Origin of the sequence: Streptacidiphilus sp. EB103A (assembly GCF_041261405.1) — a bacterium.
Taxonomy (GTDB): Bacteria; Actinomycetota; Actinomycetes; order Streptomycetales; family Streptomycetaceae; genus Streptacidiphilus.
Window position 1 is genome coordinate 25568 of sequence record NZ_JBGCAQ010000008.1, and the last position, 19201, is coordinate 44768.

Below are 19201 nucleotides of genomic sequence, written 5' to 3' on the forward strand. Positions count from 1 at the left end.
TCGATCAACGTGCGGGGAACCGGACCCCACTACCGTGACCGTGTGGCAATCTGACGGATGGGCAGCAGTTCGCTTGGGGGCGGTTAGACGATGACGGTGTACGGGCACCAGCGACCGACGGCGGGCACGGCAGGGCCGGGCGGCGGACTGCGCGACGGCGCGCTGTACGCGGCGGTCTCCGGGGCGGTGGCCGTGAGTTGGGCCTTCGCCGCGATGGCGGGGGTGGCCGCGCTGGGGATTCACCTGCTGGGCCTGGACACCTACGCGAAGCTGGGTTCGCTCACCGCGGCCCTGGTCGCGATGGCCGTCGGCGGCAGGATCAGCCCCTCGGGTGACGTCTCGTTCTTCGGCATCGACGCGGCCGGCGCCCAGGGCGCCATCGGGATCATCCCGCTGGGAATCACCCTGGTGGGTGCGGTGGTGCTGGGTTGGCTGTTCGTCAGACCGCTCCGGCGCCACCCGGTGCTGCGGCCCGGGCCGCTGCTGTCCAGGGTCGCCGGGGCGGTGGTCGCCTTCATGGTGCTGCTGGCGGTCGGGGCCTGGTCCGGGAACGGCACCGTGGCCATCAAGCTGAACTCGCTGCCGGGCAGCGGGAGCGGCTCGGGCTCCGGGAGCGGCGATCCGCTCGGCGGACTCGGCGGGCTGATCGGCAACAACAGCTCCGGATCCGGGTCCGGTTCGGGATCGGGCGGGACCGGCGGCCTGCTCGGGGGTATCGGGAGCCTCCTCGGCGGCGGCACCAACCCGACCGTGGGCTTCAAGGTCAACATGGCGCCGACGCTCGCCCTGGGCCTGCTCTGGGTGCTGGTGGTGCTGGCGCTCGCGCTGCTCGCCTCCAGGCGCTGCCCGCTGCCGGCCGGCTGGGAGTCGCTGCACCGCACCGTCCGCCCGGTCGCCTCGGCCGTGGTGACGATGCTGGTCGGGACCGTGCTGGTGGGCGCGCTGTCCGGGATCGTGGTCGGGCTGATGGGCAACGGCGGGGCGAAGACGGTGGGTGCGGCGCTGCTGGCGACGCCCAACGGGGTGTTCCTCGCCGTGGTGCTCGGCATGGCCGTCCCGTTCACCGGCAAGGCCAGCGGTCCGCTGGCGCAGTTCCTGCCCTCCCCGGTGAACCAACTGCTCAAGGGCGGCAGCGGACAGAGCATCACCCTGACGAAGCTGACGCAGCTGGACGGCCGGGTGTGGCTGCTGCCGGTGGCCGTGGCGCTGATGCTGCTGGCGGTCGGCGTGGTGGCGGCGGTACGGACCCCGCGTCCGGTGCTGCCGCAGAGCGGCGCGCGCGAGGCGGCCGGAGCCGCGCTGCGGCTGGGGGTGGCCATGGCCGTGGTCACCCCGGTGCTGCTGGTGCTGGCGGACGTGTCGGTGAACGCCAACCTGTCGGTGTTCGGCTTCAACGCGGTCGGCGCCGGACTGAGCATCAGCGGGAACCTGCTGATGGGGGTGGTGCTGGGGCTGGTCGAGGGGGCGGTGTTCGGCTTCCTCGGGGCGCTGCTGGTGGGCCGGTTCGCCTCCGCGAAGCGGGTGGCCATGACGCCGTCGGCACCGGGCGGCATCCCCGGCGACCGTGGGAACCTCGGGGACCGCACGGCGGAGTACCCGGCCGGCTACCCCTCGCCGTACCCGTCCGCGTACCAGGAGCAGGCGACGCGCCAGGACCCGCTGCCCTACCGGCAACCGCCGCAGCAGCCCTACCTTCCACCCGGCGGGCCGCCACCGGCCCCCGCGCCCGACAACCCGTACGCCACTCCCCCGGCCGCCCCCCCGGCCCCGCCGCCGGTGGGACCCCCGCCCGGCGGCTACAACCCGTACTCGGGCGGTCCCGCACAGACACCACCGCCGCCCACGGCCCCACCTGGGAGGTAGCGGCCCCGAATCCACTGTCCGGTGGGCGGGACGGTACGCGGAGCGGTCACTGCGGCCAGGTAGCGTTGGCCGCATCATGAGCGCTCAGTCCCCGGCCCCCGAGGCCGCTCCCGCACCCCGGACTCTGCTGGTCAAGGTGTTCGGCAAGGACCGCCCCGGTATCACCACCGGCCTCTTCACCACCCTCGCCGAGTACGGGGTCGACGTGGTCGACTTCGAGCAGGTGGTGACCCGGGGCCGGATAGTCCTCTGCGCCCTGGTGACGGCCCCGCCGCAGGAGGGCGAGCTGCGTGCCACCGTGCACCAGTGGGCCGACCGGCAGCATCTGCAGGCCGAGGTCATCTCCGGGACCGGCGACAACCGCCCGCGCGGCGAGGGCCGCTCGCACGTGACCGTCCTGGGCCACCCGCTGAGCGCCGCGGCGGTGGCGGCGCTCAGCGCCCGGATCACCGACTGCGGCGGCAACATCGACCGGGTGTTCCGGCTGGCCAAGTACCCCGTCACCGCGGTGGAACTGGCCGTCTCCGGGGTGCCCACCGAGCGGCTGCGGGCCGAGCTCGCGGCCGAGGCCGCGGTGCAGCGGGTCGATGTCGCGGTGGTCCGCTCGGGCCTGGAGCGGCGGGCGAAGCGGCTGATCGTGATGGACGTCGACTCGACGCTGATCCAGGACGAGGTGATCGAGCTCTTCGCGGCGCACGCGGGCTGCGAGGCCGAGGTGGCGGCGGTGACCGCCGCGGCCATGGCCGGCGAGCTGGACTTCGCCGAGTCGCTGCGGGCCCGGGTGGCGCTGCTGGCGGGCCTGGACGCGGACGTGGTCGCCAAGGTCCGGTCCGAGGTCCGACTGACGCCGGGGGCCAGGACCCTGATCCGCACCCTGAAGCGGCTCGGGTACCAGGTGGCCATCGTCTCCGGCGGCTTCACCCAGGTCACCGACGACCTGGTGGAGCGGCTCGGCCTGGACTTCGCCGCGGCCAACACCCTGGAGGTGGTGGACGGAAAGTTCACCGGCCGGGTGGTCGGCGAGATCGTGGACCGGGCCGGCAAGGCCCGGATGCTGATCCGCTTCGCCGAGGCCGCCGGCGTCCCGCTGGAGCAGACCGTCGCGATCGGCGACGGCGCCAACGACCTGGACATGCTCAACGCGGCCGGCCTGGGCGTCGCCTTCAACGCCAAGCCGGTGGTCCGCGAGGCCGCCGACACCGCGGTCAACGTCCCGTTCCTGGACACCGTGCTCTACCTGCTGGGCATCTCCCGCGAAGAGGTCGAGGACGCGGACGGGCCGTTGGCGGCGCACTGATCGCAGCGCACCTCGCAGGGGTGCGCGAGTCGACTCGCGCACCCCTGGGCCGGAGGGGTCTTCGGGTCAGTCCTTGGGTCAGTCCTTGGGGGACCAGAAGGTGGTGAGGTGGGCCACCCCGGGCTCGACGGCCTTCCAGGGCGTGTCGAGGGTGAGCACGGCGACCGCGGAGGTCGGGAAGCCGCTGCTGCGCAGCCGGGTCAGGGTGTCGCCCTCGAAGCCGCCGGTGAGGACCTCGGTCAGGCCCTGCACGCCCGGGTTGTGGCCGACCAGCAGGACGGTCCGGACCTCCTCGGGGACCAGTTCCTGCATCACCTCGATCAGCCGACCCGGGCTCGCCTCGTAGAGGCGCTCCTCGTAGACCGTTCTGGGCCGGGTCGGAAGCTCGTGGGCGAACAGCTTCCAGGTCTCCCTGGTGCGCTCGGAGGTGGAGCACAGGGCCAGGTCGGGGGTGATGCCGGTGCCGGCGAGCCAGCGTCCGGCGACGGGTGCGTCCTTGCGGCCGCGGTCGGCCAGCGGCCGCTCGTGGTCGGGCACGGCGGGCCAGTCGGCCTTGGCGTGCCGGAGGACGATGATCCTGCGGGACGAATCGACGCTCATACCTGCCAGCTTCCCAGAATTCGCGGAACCGGGTACTGGGAGCGGGACCAAGTCAGCCCATTGTGGTGGCGAAGGAGGCGATGACGCCGATCACCACGAGGATGGCGAGGATCAGGCCGAACATCTGCAGCAGCTTCTTGTTGCCGCCGGTGGGATTGGGTTCGAGAACGGGCATGCGACGAGTCTGCCACCGGCTTTCCGATGAGAACCGGCGGGGTCGTCCCTCTTACCCGCGGCCCGGCCGGACCTGGATCTCGTCCTCGATCTGGCGCGGACGGGCCGCCCGGCGGCCGACCAGGGCCTGCACCGACATCAGCACCGCGAGGAAGGCCAGCGGCCCGTACCAGCCGTGCTCGTGCTGGTAGAGGACGCCGATCAGGATCGGTCCGGGCACCGAGATCAGATAGCCGACGCCCTGGGTGAAGGAGGAGAGCCGGGTCACGCCCTCCCCGGCCCGGGCCCGCAGGCCGATCATGGTCAGGGTGAGCGGGAAGGCGCAGTTGGCGAAGCCGGCGAGCAGCGCCCAGATCCAGGGAGCGGCAGCCGGGGCGAACGCCAGCCCGGCGTAGGCGGCAAGGCCGGCTGCGGACAGGATGACCACGATGGCGCCCTGGTCGGGGCGGCGTACGGCGTAGGCCGGGATGACGAAGGACAGCGGGGCGCTGACGGCCATGGAGACCGCGAGCAGCAGCCCGGACTCGGAGGCCGAGATCCCGGCGTCCTGGAAGATCTGCGGCAGCCAGCCCAGGGTGGCGTAGGCGGCGGTGGCCTGCAGACCGAAGAAGACGGCGAGGGCCCAGGCGGTACGGCTGCGGGTGATCTTCAGCTTGGCCAGGGCGGGCGCGGCGAGGGCCGGGGCGGCGCCGACGCGGTCGCGGCGGATGAGCGCGAGCTGGGCCAGCCAGACCGCCAGGGCGACGGCCGCGGTCAGCGACCAGACGCCGAGGCCGACCCGCCAGCTGCCACCCAGCGCCTTGGTCAGCGGGACGGCGACGGCGGCCGCCGCGGAGGTGCCGAGGGCCAGCGACATCGAGTAGAGCCCGGTGACCGGGCCCACCCGGTCCGGGAAGTAGCGCTTCACCAGCACCGGCATCAGTACGTTGGAGACCGCGATGCCGCCCAGGGCCAGCGCGCTGAGCAGCAGGAACAGCGCGCTGTTCGGGGCGATCGAGCGGGCGGCCAGACCGAGCGTGATGGCGCCCATGCCCGCGCAGACGGTGGCGGCGGGACCGATCCGGCGGGCCAGGGTGGGTGCCAGCAGGCCGAACAGGGCGAAGCAGAGCGAGGGCAGCGCGGTCAGGATGCCGGCGACGGCCGCGCTCATCCCCAGCGTGCTGCGGACCTGGTCGAGCATCGGGCCGAGGGCGGCGACGGCGGGACGCAGGTTGAAGGCGGCCACCGCGATGGCGACGGCGAGCAGGTGGCGGGCGCGCTGAGGAGTGAGGATCGGCGGCGGCCGGTGGGCGGTGGAAGGCGGCGTGGGTGCGGTGGTCTCAGCGGCAGGCATGGCACCATCATAGAATGATGGGATGACTTAGTTTTGCGCAGCTCGGGAGCGCGATGATGGGATCACTGCACATCCCTCGACAAGGAGAGTCCATGGCACTGACCTCGCCCCGGCGTGAGCCGCTGGCCGACCAGGTGATCGCGCAGCTGCGGATCCAGATCACCTCGGGCGAGTGGCCGGTGGGCTCCCGCATCCCCACCGAGGTCGAGCTGGTCGAACAGCTGGGCGTGGCCCGCAACACCGTCCGCGAGGCGGTGCGGGCGCTGGCGCACAACGGGCTGCTGGACATCCGGCAGGGCTCGGGCACCTATGTGCTGGCGACGAGCGAGCTGGCCGGGGTGATGCACCGGCGGTTCGCGGACGCGGAGCAGGAGCAGGTCGCCGAACTGCGGGCGACGCTGGAGTCGTCGGCGGCGCGGTTGGCCGCGGGGCGGCGGACCGAGCGGGACCTGGAGCTGCTGGATCTCGCCAGCGAGCGGCGGGAGGAGGCCTGGAGGAGCGGGGACGCCGAGTCCTTCGTCCAGGCCGACGCCGCGTTCCACCAGGCGGTGGTGGCCGCCAGCCACAACGAGGTGCTGGCCGCGCTCTACGCGGACCTGGGCGAGGTGCTGCGGACGCATCTGCGGAACGATGTGGGGCCGGTGCTGGCCGCGGAGCGGTACGTGCCGCATGCCGACATCGTCGAGGCGATCAGGGTGCAGGACGGGGCGAGGGCTGCGGAGCGGGCGGCTTGGGTGGTGGGGCGGTGCAGCGTTGAGGAGGGAACCTGAGGGGGCGCGGGGGCTGTTTGGGCAACCGTGTACCTGGGTGGTGGGTTGGCCGCGCAGTTCCCCGCGCCCCTAAAAAAAATCAGGCGCCGATGGCGTGGAGGCCGCCGTCTACGTGGACGATCTCGCCGGTGGTCTTGGGGAACCAGTCCGAGAGCAGGGCGACCACGCCGCGGCCGGCCGGCTCGGGGTCGGTGACGTCCCAGGGCAGCGGGGAGCGGCCGTTCCAGGTGTCGGCCAGGGTGTCGAAGCCGGGGATCGACTTGGCGGCCATGGACTTGAGCGGGCCGGCGGAGACCAGGTTGCAGCGCACGTTCTGCTTGCCGAGGTCGCGGGCCAGGTAGCGGGAGGTGGCCTCCAGCGCGGCCTTCGCCGGGCCCATCCAGTCGTACTGCGGCCAGGCGATGGTGGCGTCGAAGGTCAGACCGACGACCGAGCCGCCCTCCTCCATCAGCGGCAGGCAGGCCATGGTCAGCGACTTCAGCGAGAACGCCGAGACGTGCACGGCGGTGGCCACGGACTCCCACGGGGTGTTGAGGAAGTTGCCGCCGAGGGCGTCCTGCGGGGCGAAGCCGATGGAGTGGACCACTCCGTCCAGGCCGCCCAGCTCCTCGCGGACCTTCTCGGCCAGCCCGGCCAGGTGCTCCGCGTTGGTGACGTCCAGCTCCAGCACCTTGCAGGGCTTGGGCAGCTTCTTGGCGATGCGCTCGGTCAGGCTGGGGCGGGGGAAGGCGGTGAGGATGATCTCCGCGCCCTGCTCCTGGGCCAGCTTGGCCACCTGGAATGCGATGGAGGTCTCCAACAGCACGCCGGTGACGAGGATGCGCTTGCCTTCGAGGATTCCACTCATGTCGGTCAGTGACCCATGCCCAATCCGCCGTCGACGGGAATGACGGCTCCGGTGATGTACGCGGCCTCGTCGGAGGAGAGGAAGCGGACGGTGGACGCGATCTCGGACGGATCCGCGTAGCGGCCCAGCGGCACGCCCGCGACGATCTCGGCCCGGCGCTCGTCGCTGAGCACCGAGGTCATGTCGGTGTCGACAAACCCGGGGGCGACCACATTGACGGTGATGTTGCGCGGGCCCAGCTCGCGCGCCAGCGAGCGGGCGAAGCCGACCAGGCCGGCCTTGGAGGCGGCGTAGTTGGCCTGGCCCGGAGACCCGCTCAGGCCGACGACCGAGGAGATCAGCACGACACGGCCCGTGCGCGCCCGCATCATCAGCTTGGTGGCGCGCTTCACGACGCGGAACGTGCCGGTCAGGTTGGTGTCCAGGACCGAGGTGAAGTCCTCCTCGGTCATGCGCAGCAGCAGCACGTCCCTGGTGACGCCGGCGTTGGCGATCAGGACCTCGACGGGGCCGTGCTCCGCCTCGACCTCCTTGAACGCCTGGTCGACCTGCTCGGCGTCGGTGATGTCGCACTTGACCCCGAAGAGGCCCTCCGGGGGCTCACCGGAGCGGTAGGTGACGGCGACCTTGTCGCCCGCCTCGGCGAAGGCTCGGGCGATCGCGAGGCCGATGCCCCGGTTGCCTCCGGTGACGAGAACCGAGCGGCTCAACGGTCCACCTCTCTCTCCTGGGTGACAGCTACTGGCAGAAACAGCCAACGCATGAGTACGCAGGCCTACGCATGGCGACGCTATCCGCAGAGGACACAGGCAGGCGAATCGGCGCCCGACAGTGGAACCGGTCCTCAGCTGTGGGTTTCCCACAGTGGGGTGCGCAGGCACGAGAACGCCATGTCCGGATATCGCAGCCGGACATGGCAGAAGGCCCGGCACCTGAGTGCCGGACCTTCCGTCGTGCGAGTAGCGGGGACAGGATTTGAACCTGCGACCTCTGGGTTATGAGCCCAGCGAGCTACCGAGCTGCTCCACCCCGCGTCGTTGTGTCCACACCGTACCCCGGCCGCGCCGATAAAAGCGAATGGGTATCGGCGGAGGTAGGGCAGGATGCCAGGCGAGACCCATCATCTGGAGGAGCTTGATGACGGACACATCACCGTCCCTCGATCCCACCTTCCTGGCGCTGCCGCTGCGCGCGCTGGCCGACGCGGCGCTGGCGCGGGCCGGCGAGCTCGGTGCGAGCCATGCCGACTTCCGGTTGGAGCGGGTGCGCAGCGCGTCCTGGCGGCTGCGGGACGCGCGGCCCGCCGGGACCTCGGACACGCTGCAGCTCGGCTTCGCCGTGCGGGTGGTGCTGGGCGGCGCCTGGGGCTTCGCGGCCGGGGTGGACCTGACCCCGTCGGCTGCGGCGCGGGTCGCCGAGCAGGCCGTGGCGATGGCCAGGCTCTCGGCCGGCATCGGCGCCGCCTCCGGCACCGAGGACCTGGTGGAGCTGGCCGAGGAGCCGGTGTACCCGGACGCGACCTGGGTCTCCTCGTACGAGGTGAACCCCTTCGAGGTCTCCGACGCGGAGAAGACCGCGCTGCTCGCCGACTGGAGCAGCCGGCTGCTGGGCGCCGAGGGCGTGTCCCATGTGACGGCGTCACTGCTGGCCGTGCAGGAGAACAAGTTCTACGCCGACAGCGCCGGGACGGTCACCACCCAGCAGCGGATCCGGCTGAACCCGGAGCTGGAGGCGGTCTCGGTGGACGACGCCACCGGCGCCTTCGACTCGATGCGGACGCTGGCGCCGCCGGTCGGGCGGGGCTGGGAGTACCTGGGCGGGAAGGGCTGGGACTGGGAGTCCGAGCTGGCGGAGCTGCCGGTGCTGCTGGCCGAGAAGATGAAGGCTCCGAGCGTCGAGGCCGGACGCTACGACCTGGTGATCGACCCGACCAACCTGTGGCTGACGATCCATGAGTCGATCGGCCACGCCACCGAGTTGGACCGGGCGCTGGGCTACGAGGCCGCCTACGCCGGGACCTCGTTCGCCACCTTCGACAAGCTCGGCAGCCTGCGCTACGGCTCCGACATCATGCATGTCACCGGGGACCGCACCGCCGAGCACGGCCTGTCCACCATCGGCTACGACGACGAGGGCGTGCGGACGCAGTCCTGGGACCTGGTGAAGGACGGCACCCTGGTCGGCTACCAGCTCGACCGGCGGATGGCGAGGCTCAAGGGCCTGGGCCGCTCCAACGGCTGCGCCTTCGCCGACTCCCCCGGCCATGTGCCGGTGCAGCGGATGGCCAACGTGTCGCTGCAGCCGGCCGCTGACGGCCCGGACACCGCCGGGCTGATCGCCGGCGTCGAGGACGGCATCTACATCGCCGGGGACCGCTCCTGGTCCATCGACATGCAGCGCTACAACTTCCAGTTCACCGGGCAGCGGGCCTACCGGATCCGCGGCGGACGGCTGGCCGGGCAGGTCAAGGACTTCGCCTACCAGGCCACCACCACCGACTTCTGGGGCTCGATGGAGGCCGTCGGCGGGCCGCAGACCTACCGGCTGGGCGGCGCCTTCAACTGCGGGAAGGCGCAGCCGGGCCAGGTCGCGGCAGTGTCGCACGGCTGCCCCTCGGCGCTGTTCCGCTCCGTCAACATTCTCAACACGCAGCAGGAAGCGGGTCGCTGATGTCTTCTCCTTCGGAGCTGGTCGAGCGGGCGCTCGAACTCTCGCGCACCGACGGCTGCGTCGTCATCGCCGACGAGGAGTCCGACGCCAATCTGCGCTGGGCCGGGAACGCGCTGACCACCAACGGGGTGACCCGGGGCCGGACGCTGACCGTGATCGCCACGGTGGACGGCAGCGAGGGCACCGCCTCCGGGGTGGTCTCCCGCGAGGCGGTGACCGCGGACGAGCTGGAGTCGCTGGTGCGGGCGGCCGAGGCGGCGGCCCGCGAGGCGGGCCCGGCCGAGGACGCCCAGCCGCTGGTGCGGCCAAGCGGTCCGGCCTCGGCCGACTTCACCGCGGAGCCCGCCGAGACCGGTGTGGACGTCTTCGCGGCCTTCGCCCCGGCGCTGGGCGAGGCCTTCGCGCGGGCGCGGAAGAGCGGCCGGCTGCTGTACGGCTTCGCCAACCACTCGGTCACCTCGACCTACCTGGGCAGCTCCACCGGCCTGCGGCTGCGGCACGACCAGCCGACCGGCACGGTCGAGCTCAACGCCAAGACCGCGGACCTGTCCGGCTCGGCCTGGGCCGGCGCGGCCACCCGGGACTTCACCGATGTGGACCCGGCCGCGCTGGAGGAGCAGCTGGCCCAGCGGCTGGTCTGGGGCGAGCGCAGGATCGACCTGCCGGCCGGACGCTACGAAACGCTGCTGCCGCCGTCGGCGCTGGCCGATCTGCTGATCTATCTGAGCTGGTCGGCCGGCGGCCGGGACGCGGCGGAGGGCCGTACGGTCTTCTCCAAGCCGGGCGGAGGAACCCGGATCGGCGAGCGACTGGCCGCGCTGCCGCTGACGCTGCGCAGCGACCCGGCCTACCCGGGCCTGGAGTCGGCCCCGTTCGTGATCACCCACTCCTCCGGCGGGGACTCCTCGGCCTTCGACAACGGGCTGCCGATCGAGCCGACGGACTGGATCAGGGACGGCGAGCTGGCCAACCTGCTGACGACCCGTCACTCGGCGGGCCTGACCGGGCTGCCGGTGCGGCCGGGCCCCGACAATCTGATCGTTGAATGTCACAGCGTCGACGCGGGCGGCACCGCCTCGATGGAGGAGATGGTCGCCCGCACCGAGCGCGGGCTGCTGCTGACCTGCCTGTGGTACATCCGCGAGGTGGACCCGGCCACGCTGCTGCTCACCGGGCTCACCCGGGACGGCGTCTACCTGGTGGAGAACGGCGAGGTCACCGGGGCGGTCAACAACTTCCGCTTCAACGAGTCGCCGGTGGACCTGCTGGGCCGGATCACCGAGGCCGGACGGACCGAGCGCTGCCTGCCGCGGGAGTGGTCCGACTGGTTCACCCGGGCCGCGATGCCGCCGGTCCGGGTGGCCGACTTCAACATGAGTTCGGTGAGCCAGGCGTCCTGACGGACCGCTGGGACGGCCGGGGCTACCGGTGGGGGGAATCCTGGGAATCTCCTCCAGAAACCGGGTGCCCCGGCCACGATGCGGCACGTGGCGCGGCGTACCGTGACGAGCATGGCGAAGTCCAAGGGCAAGGTCGAGGTCGTACGGATCACCGGGGCTCGTTCGAGCCTCACCGAGGACGTGCGCGGGCGGCAGCGTCGCTACATGATCGCCATGGCGGTGCGCACGCTCTGCGTGATCCTGGCCGTGGTGCTCTGGAAGGAGTCCCGGATCGTCGCGATCATCGCACTGGTCGGCGGGATATTCATCCCGTACCTCGCCGTGGTGGTCGCCAACGCCGGCCGTGAGAACTCCCCCAGCATGCCGGACACCTTCATCGGCCACCAGCCGCAGCCGATGCTGGAACCGGGCGCCGCCGCGCCGGCGCCGACCCCGACCGCGGCACCCCCGGTGAGCTGACTCACAGGGTTCTGCCAGGCTCTTTGCAGCCTGCTGAGATTTTCTCGTTTCCCCCTCTCAGGCCCCGTTTGCGCATGCAATACTTCACTCGCGTTCCGGACCTTCACCGGAACCGACGGACCGATGCCGGGCAGCTCCCCCCGTGGCTGCCCGGCATCTCCATGTGGTCACCGTGGTCACCGGCGGTACGCCGTCACCCGGCCCAGTCGGCGAACGGGACGACGTCCTTGAGGAAGCCCCGAAGGTCCAGGAACTGCGACAGGTGCTCCTTGTGCTCGTCGCAGGCGAGCCAGGTCTTGCGGCGCTCGGGGGTGTGCAGCTTGGGGTTGTTCCAGGCCAGGACCCAGACGGCGGTCTGACGGCAGCCCTTCGCGGAACAGTGCGGGTTCTCCTCGGTGCTCATGGGTGGAGTATCGCCCGCTCAGCCGCCGATGGCGGACATCGGGCGGTCCGGCTGGTGGAACGAGGGGTCGTCGATGCCGGCGCCGGCCTTCTTGCCCCACATGGCCTTGCGCCACAGCTCGGCGACGACCTCGTCGCCGGAGCCGTCGCGCAGGGCGGCGCGCAGGTCGGTCTCCTCGGTCGCGAAGAGGCAGTTGCGGATCTGGCCGTCGGCGGTGAGCCGGGTCCGGTCGCAGGCCCGGCAGAACGGGCGGGTGACACTGGCGATCACGCCGACCCGGGCCGGGCGGCCGTCCGGCCCGGTCCGGCCGTCGACCAGCCAGCGCTCGGCGGGGGCCGCGCCGCGCCGTCCGTCCGGTTCCGGGGTCAGCGCGAAGCGCTCGCCGAGGCGGGCGAGGATCTCCTCGGCGGTGACCATGTCGGTGCGGTCCCAGCCGTGCTGGGCGTCCAGCGGCATCTGTTCGATGAAGCGCAGCTCATAGCCGTGGTCCAGGCACCAGTCGAGCAGGTCGGCGGCCTCGTGGTCGTTGACGCCCCGCATCAGCACGGTATTGATCTTCACCGGACTCAGGCCCGCCGCTTCGGCGGCGGCCAGGCCGGCCACCACGTCGTCCAGGCGGTCGCGGCGGGTGAGGGTGTGGAAGGTCTCCCGGTCCAGGGTGTCCAGCGAGACGTTGACCCGGTCGAGACCGGCCTCGCGCAGGGCGGCGGCGGTACGGCCCAGGCCGATGCCGTTGGTGGTGAGCGACAGTTCGGGGCGCGGCTCCAGGGCCGCGCAGGCGGCGACGATGCCGACCAGGCCGGGCCGCAGCAGCGGCTCACCGCCGGTGAAGCGGACCTCGGTCACCCCGAGCGCGGTGACGGCCAGCCGCACCAGGCGCACGACCTCCGCGTCGGTCAGCAGCTGGGGCTTGGGCAGCCACTGCAGGCCCTGCTCGGGCATGCAGTAGGTGCAACGCAGGTTGCAGCGATCGGTCAGCGACACACGCAGATCGACTGCGCGGCGTCCGAATGTGTCGATCAACATGGCGGCCCGCTCCCCTTGACTGCCTCCCAGGGTATGACCTGGACCGGATCACCGGTCCCAGGAGTTCTGTCAGGACGCTTTGTCGATGAATTTCTCTACCGATGGCAGCCGCCGGCCCGCTACCGGAGGCAGGGGTGCGTCGTTGTCCAGTCTGAACCCCTTCGAGTGCGCACCGTCCCTGCGGGACAGCTGCGGAGGTCTGCCATGCCCAGGCGCCCCACATCCCGGAGCCGTGGCTCCGAACCCGAGCCCGAGCCGGGTACCGATCCCGGTCCGGTCCGGCCGCCCTTCGGGACGGTCCGGCTGGAGCGGGCGATCACGCCGGTGCCGCCGCCGGCCACGGTCCGGCACCCGCACGCGCTGCCACTGGGGCCGTCGGTGCCGATGCCGGTGCTGAGTTTCGCGGCGCTGCGCCGGATGCCCTAGGACGGCTGGGCCCGCCGGCCGGTCCGTGCGTGCCGGTCAGAAGGTGATCTTGACCTTGAGGGCGGTGCGCTCGTCCATGGACTTGTAGCCGATCGGGACGCCGTCCAGGCCGACGGTGGCGTCGAAGACCGGGGAGGGGTCGATGGTGCCGTTGAGGACGTCGGCCAGCAGCTCGGGGATGTAGGCGCGGGCCGGGGCGACGCCGCCGCGCAGGGCGACATTGCGGTCGAACATCTGGCCGATGTCGACGCCCGCGCTGCCGCCGTGCGGCACGCCGACATAGCCGACGGCCCCGCCGTCGCGGGTGATGGAGATCGCGGTGCGCATCGACTCCTCGGTGCCCACCGCCTCCAGCACCGCGTGCGCGCCGACGCCGCCGGTCAGCTCCTGCACCGCGGCGACGGCCGCCTCGCCGCGCTCCGCGACGATGTCGGTGGCACCGAACGTCCTGGCGATCGCGGTGCGGGACTCGTGCCGTCCCAGGGCGATGATCCGGTCCGCGCCCAGGCGCCGGGCGGCCAGCACCCCGCACAGGCCCACCGCGCCGTCGCCGACCACGGCGACCGTCGACCCCGGGCCCACCCCGGCCGCGACGGCGGCGTGATGCCCGGTCGCCATCACGTCGGAGAGCGCCAGCAGCGCGGTCAGCAGGTGCTGGTCCGCGGCTGCCTCCTGGGGAAGCTGCACCAGTGTGCCGTCGGCGAAGGGGACCCGGACCGCCTCGCCCTGGCCGCCGTCCGAACCGGGGCTGCCCCAGAAACCGCCGTGCGGGCAGGAGGTCTGCAGGCCCTCGACGCAGAACTCGCAGACGCCGTCGGACCAGACGAACGGGGCGACGACCAGGTCGCCGGGCCTGAAGCCGCGCACCTCGGAGCCCACGGCCTCGACCACGCCGAGGAACTCGTGGCCGATCCGCTGCCCCGGCTCGCGCGCCGAGACCCCGCGGTAGGCCCACAGGTCGCTGCCGCAGATACAGGCCAGCACGGTGCGTACCACGGCGTCCGTGGGCTTCTGTATCGCGGCGTCGGGGACCTCCTCGATCCGGATGTCGTGGGGGCCGTGGATCACGGTGGCACGCATGGAGGGGTCTCAATCTCTCGAGTGACAGAAGCCGACAAGCTGCAGCTGGTTCTCCGCCTACGATATTCCGCCCGCACGGGTGCGGCGGTCGTGGCGGGAGCTGTCAGAGTGGGCCCCTATTCTGGACGACCATGGAACCGACCCGCCTGGACGACATCGACGCGCAGCGCGCGGGCCGCCCCGCGGTCCACCCCTATCCCCCGGGCGGCTGGGCCGTGGTGGACGTCGAGACGACCGGCCTGGGCCGCACCGACCGCATCGTCTCGGTGGGTGTGTACCGGCTCGACCCGCTGGGCGAGGTGCTGGACCACTGGTACACCCCGGTCAACCCCGAGCGCGATCCCGGACCGGTCTGGATCCATGGTCTGACCAGCGAACACCTGGAGGGCGCCCCCACCTTCCCGGAGATCGCCGAGCCGCTGGCGGAGCGGCTGTCCGGACGGGTGCTGGTCGCGCACAACGCGCTCTTCGACTGGTCGATGATCTCCCGCGAGTACGCCCGGATGGGTGGCCGGGCCCCGGTCGAGCAGCGGCTGTGCACCATCGTGCTGGCCCGGGACCTGCGGCTGCCGCTGGCCAACCACCGGCTGGGCACCCTGGCCGGACACTTCGGGGTGATCCCCCGTCAGGCGCACCACGCGCTGGACGACGCCCGGGTGCTCGCCGAGGTGTTCCGGCCGAGCCTGCGGATGGCCGTGGAGGCCGGGCTGCCGCTGCCGTTCCAGCCGTGCGTGGCGCCCGCGCTGGTGGACCACCTCGCGGACGACGCCGACGCCGCGCCCTCGAACCGCGGCGGTGTGCTGAGCACTGCCGTCCGGACCGGCGGCTGGAGCCCCTACCGCCCCGCGCGACGGCGCCCGGCCTGCCCGTACCCGAATCCTGGACGCTGGGCGCCGGAGCAGCCGCTGGTGCAGGGGATGCGGGTGGCGATCAGCGGCGACACCGCCACCGACCGCGAGCTGCTGGAGGACCGGCTGACCGAGGCCGGCCTGCATGTGGCGAGTTCGGTCAGCAGCAGGACCAGCCTGCTGGTCACCAACGAGCCGGGCGGCTGGACCACCAAGGCGCGGCGCGCCCGCGAGGTCGGCACGCCGGTGGTCGACGAGGCCGCGTTCCTGCACCTGCTGCAGGCCGTCGTGCCGCAGCAGCGCCAGGGCTGACGCTCCCGCAGGCCGAGGCCGGGGCCCGCCGTAAGCGGACAGATCGGGCGGGGGTACCTTCAATGGGTGCTCCGCATCCTGCTGACCCGGCGCTGGGTGATCCTGACCCTGGTCTTCTTCGTGCTGATCCCGGTGATGTACCTGCTGGGCATGTGGCAGTTCCACCGCTACCAGCAGACCAACGTCGGCAACCGGCTGATCTCGCAGAACCTCTCGGCCGGGCCCGTCCCGATCGGGTCGCTGACCCGGCCCGGGGCCACCGTGCCCGGCAGCGAGCGGTACCGGAAGGTCACGGCGACCGGCCACTACGACACCGCGCACCAGTTCGTGGTGCGGCACCGCACCGACGCGGCCGGGGACACCATCGGCTACTACGTGGTCACCCCGCTGATCACCGCCGACGGCGACGCGGTGCTGGTGAACCGGGGCTGGGTGACCGCCGGCAACACCACCGGCGACCAGTACCCCAAGGTGCCCGGCGCCCCGTCCGGCACGGTCACCGTCACCGGGCTGCTGCAGCCGGACGAGACCACGGCGGTCAGCGGCATCCGCGACGTCAAGGGGCTCCCCGACCGGCAGTTCATGCTGATCAACAGCGTCGAACAGGCCGCGCACCAGCCCGAACCGGTGCTGGCCGGCTATCTGCAGCTGGTCGGCACCAGCCCGACCGCACCGGCCGGCGACTCCGCCGAACTCGTGCCCCTGCCGAACAACAGCGACAGCAGCAGCATGGCGGTGGTCGGCAAGGGCGTGCACCTGCCGTACGCGATCCAGTGGTGGCTGTTCGCGCTGCTGGTCCCGATCGCCTGGGGCGCACTGCTGCGCCGGGAGGTCAGGGACCGCGAACGCAAGGCCGTGGTCGCCGAGAAGAAGGCTGCCTTCCTGGCCGCGCAGCAGGCGCAGAGGGCCGAGAGGGACACGCCCGAGGAGTCGGTTGGCGCCCCCGCCGGGGCGACCGGGGAGTAGCGTCCGACCAGGAAATCGTCGGCCTTACCGAGTGAGGGGGACGCACATGCCCGGACGTATCGAGGACTACGCGCTGATCGGGGATCTGCAGACAGCGGCCCTGGTCGGCCGCGACGGCTCCATCGACTGGCTGTGCCTGCCCCGGTTCGACTCCCCCACCTGCTTCGCGGCCCTGCTCGGCGGCGAGGAGCACGGCGGCTGGCGGCTCGCGCCCGAGGGCGCCGAGGAGTGCACCAGCCGCTCCTACGTCGGTGACAGCCTGGTCCTGGAGACCGTCTGGGAGACCGACACCGGCACCGTCAAGGTGATCGACTTCATGCCGCAACGGGACCACACCCCCGATGTGATGCGGATCGTCGTGGGCATCTCGGGATGCGTGCGGATGCACGCCGAGATGCGGCTGCGCTTCGACTACGCCCGGGTGGTGCCGTGGATGCGGCGCACCGACCACCACCGGGTCGCGGTGGCGGGCCCGGACTCGGTGTGGATCCGCGGGCACTCCGCGATCCGCACCTTCGGCAAGAACTTCACCACCTTCGGGCAGTTCGAGGTCAACGCCGGCGACCGGATCCCCATAGTGCTGAGCTGGCTGCCCTCGCACCACTCCAGCCCGCCGCGCCAGGACGCCGAGAAGTCGCTCCAGGAGACCCTGCGGGGCTGGCAGGAGTGGGCGGCGGTGAGCAAGTACCGCGGGCCCTACCGGGATCCGGTGATGCGCTCGCTGGTCGTGCTCAAGGCGCTGACCTACGAGCCCACCGGCGGCATCGTCGCAGCCGCCACCGCCTCGCTGCCCGAGGAGATCGGCGGCGAGCGCAACTGGGACTACCGCTTCTGCTGGCTCCGCGACTCCACCATGACTCTCTCCGCGCTGCTGCGCAGCGGCTATGTCGAGGAGGCCTCGGCCTGGCGCGAGTGGCTGCTGCGCGCCATCGCCGGCGACCCGGCCGACCTGCAGACCATGTACGGGGTGGCCGGCGAGCGGAGACTGACCGAAATCACCGCCGACTGGCTCCCCGGGTACGAGGGCTCGGCGCCGGTCCGCTTCGGCAACGCCGCCGTCGACCAGCTGCAGCTGGACGTGTACGGGGAGGTGATAGACACCCTGTACCTCGCGCTGACGGCGGGAATACCGATGGAGCGTCATGTCTGGGCGCTCATCAACTCGTTCATGCGCTTCCTGGCGGACCACTGGAGCGACCCCGACGAGGGCCTGTGGGAGGTGCGCGGCGGACGCCGCCACTTCGTCCACTCCAAGGTGATGTGCTGGGTCGCCTTCGACCGGGCCGTGAAGATGGCCGAGATGACCGGCATGCCCGCACCGGTGGACCGCTGGCGCGAGGTCCGCGACGCGATCCACCTGGACGTCTGCACCCGGGGCTTCGACCAGGAGTTGGGCAGTTTCACCCAGTACTACGGCAGCAAGGAACTGGACGCGTCGACCCTCTTCGTGGTCAAGACCGGCTTTCTGCCGGCCGACGACCCACGGGTGGTCGGCACCGTCGACGCCGTGCAGAAGGGGCTGGACCACGACGGATTCGTCCTGCGGTACTCCACCGGGGAGTCGGAGGACGCCCAGGTGGACGGCCTGCAGGGCACCGAAGGCGCGTTCCTGGCCTGCTCGTTCTGGCTGGCGGACGCGCTGATCGCGATCGGGCGGAGGGAGGAGGGACGGCAGCTGTTCGAGCGGGTCGCCGCCATCTCCAACGACCTGGGCCTGATCTCCGAGGAGTGGGACCCGAAGGCCGGGCGGCAACTGGGCAACACCCCGCAGGCGTTCACCCATGTCGCCCTGGTCAACACCGCCTTCGCGCTGGAAGAGCCGAAGAAAGCACGACAGGAGGAGCTCTGATCCATGGATCTCGGACTTGAGGGACGTGTCTACGCCGTCACCGCCGCCACCCGCGGCCTCGGCTTCGCCAGCGCGGAGGCGCTGGTGGCCGACGGGGCCCGGGTGGTGCTGACCGGGCGCGGCCAGGCCTCGGTGGACGAGGCCGTCAAGCGGCTGGGCGGTGCGGCCGTGGCGGTCGGCGTGGTCGCCGACAACGCCACGGCGGACACCGGGGAGCGGCTGATCGCCGCGGCGAGGCAGCACTTCGGCCGGATCGACGGGGTGCTCGTCAGCGCGGGCGGCCCCCCGGCCGGGTCGATGCTCTCCGCGACGGACGAGGAGTGGGTCGGGGCGTTCGAGTCGGTGTTCCTGGGGGCGGTTCGCATCGCGCGACAGTTCGCGGGTGAACTGGGGGACGGCGGCTCGATCGGGTTTGTGCTGTCGACCTCGGTGCAGGAGCCGATCGGCGGGCTGGCGATCTCCAACGGCCTGCGGCCGGGGCTCGCGATGGCGGCGAAGACGCTCGCGGAGGAGCTGGGACCGCGGGGCATCCGGGTCTTCGGACTGCTGCCGGCCCGGATCGACACCGAAAGGGTCCAGCATCTCGACTCGCTCGGCGGTGACCCGGAGGGCGCGCGGGCCAGCGCGGCGGCGGGGATTCCGCTGCGGCGATACGGGAGGCCCGAGGAGTTCGGGAGGGTGGCGGCGTTTTATCTTTCACCGGCGGCTTCGTATCTGACTGGTGTCATGGTGCCGGTCGACGGGGGTGCGCTCCGGGGGATTTGAGCGGGGTTGGATTGCGTCTGCGGGTGGTGCATGGTTTCTGTTCGCGCAGTTCCCCGCGCCCCTAAGCAATTGCAACTGAGCCAGTGGCACAACCTGGGGGCGCGGGGAACTGC

General features: G+C 71.9%; 19 protein-coding genes and 1 tRNA gene. 11 read left to right on the plus strand and 9 right to left on the minus strand.

What is annotated here, in order from left to right; all coding sequences use genetic code 11:
* The first annotated feature begins 90 nt into the window (after nucleotides 1-90).
* Both ABH941_RS14560 and serB read left to right on the plus strand, forming a co-directional pair.
* Nucleotides 91-1863 carry a streptophobe family protein gene (locus tag ABH941_RS14560; RefSeq protein WP_370129517.1) on the plus strand — a complete coding sequence of 591 codons (1773 nt, stop codon included), beginning with the start codon at nucleotides 91-93 and terminating at the stop codon, nucleotides 1861-1863.
* A 76-nt stretch (nucleotides 1864-1939) separates the two neighbouring features.
* A complete protein-coding gene (gene serB / locus ABH941_RS14565) occupies nucleotides 1940-3160 on the plus strand; it encodes a phosphoserine phosphatase SerB (RefSeq protein ID WP_370129518.1) in 1221 nt (406 codons plus the stop codon).
* 78 nt (nucleotides 3161-3238) lie between these two features.
* Here the strand turns inward: serB and ABH941_RS14570 are convergent, their stop codons facing one another.
* Genes ABH941_RS14570 through ABH941_RS14580 form a run of 3 tightly spaced genes read right to left on the minus strand, consistent with a single transcriptional unit; the run spans nucleotide 3239 to nucleotide 5267 of the window.
* Nucleotides 3239-3760 carry a histidine phosphatase family protein gene (locus ABH941_RS14570; protein WP_370129519.1) on the minus strand — a complete coding sequence of 174 codons (522 nt, stop codon included), beginning with the start codon at nucleotides 3758-3760 and terminating at the stop codon, nucleotides 3239-3241.
* A 52-nt stretch (nucleotides 3761-3812) separates the two neighbouring features.
* A complete protein-coding gene (locus ABH941_RS14575; RefSeq protein ID WP_279591797.1) occupies nucleotides 3813-3935 on the minus strand; it encodes an SGM_5486 family transporter-associated protein in 123 nt (40 codons plus the stop codon).
* A 51-nt stretch (nucleotides 3936-3986) separates the two neighbouring features.
* The gene (locus ABH941_RS14580; protein WP_370129520.1) at nucleotides 3987-5267 is read right to left on the minus strand and encodes an MFS transporter; all 1281 of its coding nucleotides are present in this window, start codon (nucleotides 5265-5267) and stop codon (nucleotides 3987-3989) included.
* Between the two features lie 92 nt (nucleotides 5268-5359).
* Between ABH941_RS14580 and ABH941_RS14585 the strand changes: the two genes are divergently transcribed.
* Nucleotides 5360-6037, plus strand: a complete 678-nt coding sequence (locus tag ABH941_RS14585) for a FadR/GntR family transcriptional regulator (RefSeq protein ID WP_370129521.1) — start codon at nucleotides 5360-5362, stop codon at nucleotides 6035-6037.
* 79 nt (nucleotides 6038-6116) lie between these two features.
* On the opposite strand, the gene fabI is transcribed toward ABH941_RS14585, so the two are convergent.
* From fabI to ABH941_RS14600, 3 genes are all read right to left on the minus strand, one after another.
* Nucleotides 6117-6884, minus strand: a complete 768-nt coding sequence (fabI, locus tag ABH941_RS14590; protein ID WP_370129522.1) for an enoyl-ACP reductase FabI — start codon at nucleotides 6882-6884, stop codon at nucleotides 6117-6119.
* 5 nt (nucleotides 6885-6889) lie between these two features.
* Nucleotides 6890-7594: a 3-oxoacyl-[acyl-carrier-protein] reductase gene (gene fabG / locus ABH941_RS14595; protein ID WP_370129523.1), complete on the minus strand. Its 705-nt coding sequence runs from the start codon at nucleotides 7592-7594 to the stop codon at nucleotides 6890-6892.
* A gap of 250 nt (nucleotides 7595-7844) precedes the next feature.
* Nucleotides 7845-7918 (minus strand) — tRNA-Met (locus tag ABH941_RS14600).
* A 103-nt stretch (nucleotides 7919-8021) separates the two neighbouring features.
* Between ABH941_RS14600 and ABH941_RS14605 the strand changes: the two genes are divergently transcribed.
* From ABH941_RS14605 to ABH941_RS14615, 3 genes are all read left to right on the plus strand, one after another.
* Nucleotides 8022-9554: a TldD/PmbA family protein gene (locus tag ABH941_RS14605; protein WP_370129524.1), complete on the plus strand. Its 1533-nt coding sequence runs from the start codon at nucleotides 8022-8024 to the stop codon at nucleotides 9552-9554.
* A complete protein-coding gene (locus ABH941_RS14610) occupies nucleotides 9554-10954 on the plus strand; it encodes a metallopeptidase TldD-related protein (protein ID WP_370129526.1) in 1401 nt (466 codons plus the stop codon). The genes ABH941_RS14605 and ABH941_RS14610 overlap by 1 nt, the downstream gene beginning before the upstream one ends.
* A gap of 111 nt (nucleotides 10955-11065) precedes the next feature.
* Nucleotides 11066-11413 carry a DUF3099 domain-containing protein gene (locus ABH941_RS14615; protein WP_370129528.1) on the plus strand — a complete coding sequence of 116 codons (348 nt, stop codon included), beginning with the start codon at nucleotides 11066-11068 and terminating at the stop codon, nucleotides 11411-11413.
* 193 nt (nucleotides 11414-11606) lie between these two features.
* On the opposite strand, the gene ABH941_RS14620 is transcribed toward ABH941_RS14615, so the two are convergent.
* On the minus strand, nucleotides 11607-11816 hold the full coding sequence (locus tag ABH941_RS14620) for a hypothetical protein (protein WP_370129530.1): 210 nt from the start codon (nucleotides 11814-11816) through the stop codon (nucleotides 11607-11609).
* 18 nt (nucleotides 11817-11834) lie between these two features.
* Nucleotides 11835-12842 (minus strand): GTP 3',8-cyclase MoaA, encoded by a 1008-nt coding sequence (gene moaA / locus ABH941_RS14625; RefSeq protein WP_370129531.1) that lies wholly within the window; start codon nucleotides 12840-12842, stop codon nucleotides 11835-11837.
* Between the two features lie 204 nt (nucleotides 12843-13046).
* On the opposite strand from moaA, the gene ABH941_RS14630 reads away from it, so the two are divergent.
* Nucleotides 13047-13268: a hypothetical protein gene (locus ABH941_RS14630; RefSeq protein ID WP_370129532.1), complete on the plus strand. Its 222-nt coding sequence runs from the start codon at nucleotides 13047-13049 to the stop codon at nucleotides 13266-13268.
* 36 nt (nucleotides 13269-13304) lie between these two features.
* Here ABH941_RS14630 and ABH941_RS14635 read toward each other — a convergent pair whose 3' ends face one another.
* Complete coding sequence (locus ABH941_RS14635; RefSeq protein ID WP_370129534.1) at nucleotides 13305-14348, minus strand: zinc-dependent alcohol dehydrogenase family protein; 1044 nt, start codon at nucleotides 14346-14348, stop codon at nucleotides 13305-13307.
* Nucleotides 14349-14479: 131 nt separating this feature from the next.
* On the opposite strand from ABH941_RS14635, the gene ABH941_RS14640 reads away from it, so the two are divergent.
* The 4 genes from ABH941_RS14640 (at nucleotide 14480) to ABH941_RS14655 (ending at nucleotide 19088) form a co-directional block, all read left to right on the plus strand.
* A complete protein-coding gene (locus ABH941_RS14640; RefSeq protein ID WP_370129535.1) occupies nucleotides 14480-15508 on the plus strand; it encodes a DEDDh family exonuclease in 1029 nt (342 codons plus the stop codon).
* 66 nt (nucleotides 15509-15574) lie between these two features.
* Nucleotides 15575-16474: an SURF1 family protein gene (locus tag ABH941_RS14645; RefSeq protein ID WP_370129536.1), complete on the plus strand. Its 900-nt coding sequence runs from the start codon at nucleotides 15575-15577 to the stop codon at nucleotides 16472-16474.
* A 46-nt stretch (nucleotides 16475-16520) separates the two neighbouring features.
* On the plus strand, nucleotides 16521-18323 hold the full coding sequence (locus tag ABH941_RS14650; RefSeq protein WP_370129537.1) for a glycoside hydrolase family 15 protein: 1803 nt from the start codon (nucleotides 16521-16523) through the stop codon (nucleotides 18321-18323).
* A gap of 3 nt (nucleotides 18324-18326) precedes the next feature.
* Nucleotides 18327-19088: an SDR family oxidoreductase gene (locus ABH941_RS14655; RefSeq protein ID WP_370129538.1), complete on the plus strand. Its 762-nt coding sequence runs from the start codon at nucleotides 18327-18329 to the stop codon at nucleotides 19086-19088.
* Nucleotides 19089-19201 lie beyond the last annotated feature (113 nt).